The following is a 5,867-nucleotide window of genomic DNA, read 5'->3' as shown; positions in this document are numbered from 1 at the left end:
CACAGTAGAACCAATTCAGCGGTAAAAGAGTTGTTGAAATTAGCGCCCAATAAAGCTGTGAAAATGGTCGATGGCGAAGAAGTGGAAGTGAGTATCGATAAAATTGAATTAGGTGATATTTTAAAAGTAAAACCAGGAGATAAAATTCCCGTAGATGGCGTTATTACAGAGGGAGAAACGACTATTGATGAATCGATGATTTCTGGCGAACCTATTCCCGTTACCAAAACGATAGACGACAAAGTAAACAGCGGAACTATCAATGGCAATCAGGTGTTTTTGATGAAAGCCGAAAAAATAGGTAGTGATACTTTGCTTTCCCAAATCATTCAAATGGTGAATGACGCCAGCCGAAGTCGAGCACCTATTCAAAATTTAGCAGATAAAGTATCAGGGTATTTTGTACCGGTAGTCGTTCTGATTTCGATCCTAACTTTTACGGTTTGGGCCATTTGGGGCCCAGAACCCGCTTATGTATTTGCATTGGTCAATGCCATTGCGGTTTTAATTATTGCTTGTCCGTGTGCCTTGGGATTGGCAACGCCCATGTCAGTGATGGTTGGCGTTGGAAAAGGAGCGCAAAATGGCGTTTTGATTAAAAATGCCGAAGCCCTTGAGAAAATGGATAAAGTAGATGTTTTAATTATTGATAAAACAGGAACCATCACCGAAGGAAAACCAATGGTTGAAAAAGTAGATACGTTTGATAATGGTTTTTCAGATAAAGAAGTTTTGCAGTTGATTGCTTCGTTAAATAGCAATAGCGAACATCCATTAGCGGAAGCGACTGTAAAATATGCGAAGGAACAAAATACGAAATTCCTAAAATCAGAAGCTTTTAGTGCTGTTACCGGAAAAGGAGTGGAAGCTATGATTCAAAATCAAAAAATAGCTTTAGGAAATCCTGAGATGATGGCATATGCGAATGCGGAGATCAGCCAAGAAATGGAAGACGAAGCAAAAACCTATCAACAACAAGGAAAAACAGTTTCCTATTTATCTGTTGATAACAAGGTGGTTGGTTATGTTGTCATAGGCGATAAAATCAAACCAACATCAGCAAAAGCCATCAAAGAACTTCAGGAAAGAGGTATTGAAGTCATTATGATGACGGGCGATAACCACGACACGGCACAAGCAGTTGCCAGAGAACTTCATCTTACAGGATTTAAAGCGAGTATGCTACCTCAGGACAAATTGAAGGAAGTGGAAAAACTTCAAAAAGAAGGGAAAATAGTTGCAATGGCAGGCGATGGCATCAACGATGCACCGGCATTGGCAAAAAGTGATGTCGGCATTGCTATGGGCACAGGAACCGATGTGGCGATTGAAAGTGCGATGATTACCTTAGTGAAAGGTGATTTGCACGGCATCGTAAAAGCAAGAAAATTAAGTCATGCCGTGATGAAAAACATCAAACAAAACCTGTTTTTTGCACTTGTTTACAACACATTGGGAGTACCGATTGCCGCAGGTATTTTATTTCCGTTCTTCGGAATTCTATTATCGCCGATGATTGCTGCTTTGGCGATGAGTTTTAGCTCAGTTTCCGTTATAGGAAATGCACTGCGATTAAGAACAGCAAAGATTTAATTAAAATAAATTAAACGAAAGAAATGAAAAAAAATATCATTTATATAGGTCTTGCTTTAATTGTTGGACTTTTAGTAGGATTCCTGATTTTCGGCGGAAATACTACGAGTAAAAGCACCAAAGATCATTCTGAAGAAGTTGCTGCCAATCAAATGTGGACGTGCTCGATGCATCCACAAATTATGCAGCCCGAACCTGGCGATTGCCCACTCTGTGGAATGGATCTTATTCCTGCCGAAGCAGGAGCGGAAGGTCTATCGCCGAACGAAATAAAAATGTCAAAAAACGCCATGGCTTTGGCAAATATCCAAACAATGGTTGTGGGGAAAGCTTCCGAAACTGAAGATAATTCCCTCATGCTTTCTGGAAAAATTATGCCAAATGAAGAAGCCAATGCTGTTCAAGCCAGTTATTTTGAAGGCAGGATAGAAAAATTGAATGTTAGTTTTACTGGTGAAAAAGTAAATAAAGGCCAATTGTTGGCGACCATTTATGCACCGGCATTGGTTGCAGCGCAACAAGAGCTTTTGACCGCAGCTTCAATGAAGGCATCACAACCGGCATTGTACAACGCCGTTCGCAATAAATTAAAACTTTGGAAATTATCAGATACCCAAATCGATGCTATTGAAGCTTCTGGAAAAGTACAAGAGAATTTTCCTGTTTATGCCACTGTTTCCGGAACAGTTTCTGAAAAGTTGGTCGAAGAAGGCGATTATGTGTCGCAAGGACAAGCTATTGTAAAAGTAAGTAATCTTGGAACTGTTTGGGCAATGTTTGATGCCTACGAAAATCAGATTTCAAAATTGAAAGTTGGTCAAAAAATATCTGTTTCTTCCAACGCTTATCCCAATAAAAAATTTGAAGCTACGATATCTTTCATCGATCCGAGTTTAAATACCCAATCTAGAACGGTTGCTGTAAGAGCGACTTTAAATAATAAAGTTGGAATTTTTAAACCAGGAATGTTCGTAACCACCAAAGTGCAAATTTCTATTAATGGAGAAAATCAATCACAAGTAAGTGTTCCTGCTACTGCAGTGCTTTGGACGGGAAATAGATCTTTGGTCTATGTAAAAACAAATCCAAACGAACCTATTTTTGAAATGCGAGAAGTTGGTTTAGGTGCAAAAAATGGCGATAATTATGCAATTACTGAAGGACTTTCCAATGGCGAAGAAGTGGTGGTGAACGGTACTTTCACCATAGATGCCGCTGCACAACTTCAAGGTAAAAAAAGTATGATGAACAATGCAGACGGCCATAACGATCATCACGGCATGGATCCAGAATACGTGAGTGCTATGGAACGGTTGATAGTTCCTGTTGATTTTCAAAATCAATTAAAAGCAGTTTTTAATGACTATATAAAACTGAAAGACGCCTTGGTTAAAGATGATTCCAATAAAGTATCGGACGACGCCAAAAACATGCTGAACAATTTAAAATATGTAGATATCAAGTTGTTATCTGATAATGCAGCGCATGAACATTGGGCAAACTTGGAAATGGAAATTGAAACATCTGCCAATGCGATAATTAAGGAAACTGGTGTAAATTTGCAAAGAAATCACTTTAAAAATTTATCATTGCGTTTGATAAATGCTGTCGAGACCTTTGGTGTCAATGAAAAGGTTTATCTTCAATTTTGTCCAATGGCCAATAATGACAAGGGCGGCTATTGGTTAAGTAAGGAAGATCAAGTATTGAATCCTTATTTTGGGGATGCGATGCTAAAATGTGGTGAAGTAAAAGAAGTAATAGAGTAAGTAAAATCAATAAACAACAACAAAATTTTTAAAATCATGAACAAATTATTTTTAAGTGTTGCTTTTGTAGCAGCAATCAGCTTGACAAGTTGTAAAGACGAAGCCAAACCATTAGCAGAAACCACTGAAAGCGAAGCGACTCAGGAAATTGCCATGGCAGAATTGACCTTTGGAGTTAGAGGGAATTGTGGTATGTGCAAGAAAACTATTGAAAAAGCAGTTAATGCGGTTGATGGTGTTTCAAAAGCCAATTGGGATGTTGACAAAAAGAAAATAGACGTTTCTTTTGATGATTCCAAAACAAATGCTGATGCTATCCATAACGCTATTGCAGCTGCTGGCTATGATACCGAAAAAGTAGCGGGCGATTTAGAGGCTTACGAAAATCTACACAGCTGCTGCAAATATGACCATGATATGGAAATGAATATTCAATAATTCAGTTCATATTTTATTAAATTTGGAAACTAGGGGTATTAAAACCACTGGTGGGAATCAAAAAAGCGGTCTGAGGTGTTTTTACTTCAGACCGCTTTTTATTGAAATTGGTTTTTTAGATTTGATAGAAATCTAATTACCCTTGTTTGATAAACTGTGCATCAACCGCGATTTTTACTTTATCTGAAACGACAATACTTCCTGTTTCGGTAACGCCATTCCAGGTTAAGTTAAAATCTTTTCTATTGATTTCTCCATTAATTTCAAAACCTGCCTTTGTTTGACCGTATGGATCGACGGCAATACCATTAAAATCGACATCCAAAACCACTTCTTTGGTAACATCCCTGATGGTCAAATCACCAGTAATTTTATCGCCATCAAATGATTTTGACACAAATTTTAATTCTGGAAATTTCTCTGCGTTAAAAAAATCATCCGATTTTAAGTGGTTGTCTCTATCATTGTTTTTAGTGTTGATGGACTTAACGTTCGCGGTAAATTCAACCGAAGCATTCTTGAAATCATCGCCATTGGTTTTTATGGTCGATTTGAAATCATCAAAATATCCGGTTACGGTAGAGATCATCATGTGCCTTACTTTAAATGCAACTTCTGAATGCACATTGTCTATGGTCCAATTGGTTGTGTTTGTGTTTTCCATTATTTAAAAATTTAATTATTATTGTTTTATGATTATGACAGGCTCATTGGCACTTCCATTAAAAGTACTTGGGCATCTTTGGTGGCTTTTACGGTAAACTCGTCGGTATTCCAAATGCCCATACCGTCTCTTTTTGAAAGTTGGGTTGCATTGATTTCTACCTCGCCTTCAAGGATAAAAGCATAAACGCCGTTGCCTGATTTTTTAATTTTATAAAGGTCCGAATGTCCACTTTCAAATTTGCCAAGATGAAACCAAGCATCTTGATTGATCCAAACGCCTTGATCGTCTTTATAAGGTGATAGTATTTGGTAAAACGCATTTTCTTTGGCAATATTATCAAGAGAAATCTGACTGTATCGCGGTTTTAAGTTTCGCTCTTTTGGTAACACCCAAATTTGAAGAAACTTTACTTCCTTATCGTTGTTTTTGTTGTATTCGGAATGTGTGATTCCTGTTCCTGCGCTTAATATCTGGACATCGCCTTCTTTGATTACCGCAACATTGCCCATACTGTCGGTGTGTTGCAAATCGCCTTCTAAAGGTATGGAAATTATTTCCATATTATCGTGCGGATGGGTTCCAAATCCTTGCCCTGCTGCTACTTGGTCATCATTTAAGACCCGAAGTACACCAAAATTCATCCGTTCGGGATTATAATAATTTGCAAAACTAAACGTATGGTAAGAGTTTAACCAACCGTGATTGGCATGTCCTCGGGTTGCTGCTTTGTGAATTATTGTATTCATATAATATCATTTGTTTTATTACACTGCAAAGATAAGTTGACAATGAAAACCGTGGAATACAAAAAATCGGAGGAAACTTATAAAAATCCGACATCACGGATTGATTTCTGTTTTTTTAAATCTGGATGGCGATAAATGCGTGTGTTTTTTAAAGAAAGCACTAAAATTGGCTGGTTCATTAAAACCAAGTTCATAGCCAATTTCTTTATTGGACGCATTGGTAAAATAGAGAAGGCGTTTGGCCTCAGTAATAATTCTTGATTGGATGTATTCTTTGGCCGTTTTACCAATTCTGGCTTTAAAAGTCCGATTGAGATGATCGGAAGTAATGTTGAGTTTATTGGCGTAATATGTGGTGGAATGTTCTTGCTTATATTCTTTTTCGACGTACTTTTTGAATTTCCTAATGAGTTCTGTGCCCGAATTGTCGATAGTCGATTCGATAGGATTAATCGTACAGATATTATTGCATTCGATAAGCAAAAGCTTCAAAAATGAACCAATGGACAAGATTTTCATTGGTGCATCGCTCTTAAAAATAGAAAAGATTTTTTCGGCATAATTTTGTATAACTTCAAATTGCTCTCGATTAGGTAAAAGTGGCGGACTTTGTCCATAATCCTGAAAGAGATTTAAACTTTCTATAAATGACAA

At 37.4% G+C, this 5,867-nt stretch carries 6 protein-coding genes; 3 read left to right on the top strand and 3 right to left on the bottom strand.

The features are described from left to right. The 3 genes from VNJ50_RS09860 to VNJ50_RS09850 all read left to right on the top strand — a co-directional run. Window positions 1-1,593: copper-translocating P-type ATPase (locus tag VNJ50_RS09860; protein ID WP_325581397.1), on the top strand; the 1,593-nt coding region annotated here is incomplete at its 5' end. Window positions 1,594-1,616: 23 nt separating this feature from the next. Next, window positions 1,617-3,362, top strand: a complete 1,746-nt coding sequence (locus tag VNJ50_RS09855) for an efflux RND transporter periplasmic adaptor subunit (protein ID WP_325581395.1) — start codon at window positions 1,617-1,619, stop codon at window positions 3,360-3,362. Window positions 3,363-3,398: 36 nt separating this feature from the next. Then, window positions 3,399-3,800: a heavy-metal-associated domain-containing protein gene (locus VNJ50_RS09850; RefSeq protein ID WP_325581393.1), complete on the top strand. Its 402-nt coding sequence runs from the start codon at window positions 3,399-3,401 to the stop codon at window positions 3,798-3,800. Between the two features lie 136 nt (window positions 3,801-3,936). Here VNJ50_RS09850 and VNJ50_RS09845 read toward each other — a convergent pair whose 3' ends face one another. From VNJ50_RS09845 to VNJ50_RS09835, 3 genes are all read right to left on the bottom strand, one after another. Beyond that, window positions 3,937-4,464 carry a YceI family protein gene (locus tag VNJ50_RS09845; RefSeq protein ID WP_325581391.1) on the bottom strand — a complete coding sequence of 176 codons (528 nt, stop codon included), beginning with the start codon at window positions 4,462-4,464 and terminating at the stop codon, window positions 3,937-3,939. Between the two features lie 32 nt (window positions 4,465-4,496). Continuing rightward, window positions 4,497-5,213, bottom strand: coding sequence for a pirin family protein (locus VNJ50_RS09840; protein ID WP_325581389.1), 717 nt, complete (start codon window positions 5,211-5,213; stop codon window positions 4,497-4,499). A gap of 93 nt (window positions 5,214-5,306) precedes the next feature. Then, the coding region (locus VNJ50_RS09835) for a helix-turn-helix domain-containing protein (RefSeq protein WP_325581388.1) at window positions 5,307-5,867 on the bottom strand (561 nt) is incomplete at its 5' end.

The organism is Gelidibacter sp., assembly GCF_035577925.1.
GTDB lineage: Bacteria > Bacteroidota > Bacteroidia > Flavobacteriales > Flavobacteriaceae > Gelidibacter.
The sequence above is the reverse complement of the archived record's forward strand: the minus strand, read 5'-3'. Positions and strand labels throughout refer to the sequence as shown.

What these genes read in the sequence shown, in the direction of transcription:
- VNJ50_RS09855 (WP_325581395.1), top strand. Translation starts at nt 1,617, where the DNA reads ATGAAAAAAAATATCATTTATATAGGTCTTGCTTTAATTGTTGGACTT.
- VNJ50_RS09850 (WP_325581393.1), top strand. Translation starts at nt 3,399, where the DNA reads ATGAACAAATTATTTTTAAGTGTTGCTTTTGTAGCAGCAATCAGCTTG.
- VNJ50_RS09845 (WP_325581391.1), bottom strand. Translation starts at nt 4,464, where the DNA reads ATGGAAAACACAAACACAACCAATTGGACCATAGACAATGTGCATTCA.
- VNJ50_RS09840 (WP_325581389.1), bottom strand. Translation starts at nt 5,213, where the DNA reads ATGAATACAATAATTCACAAAGCAGCAACCCGAGGACATGCCAATCAC.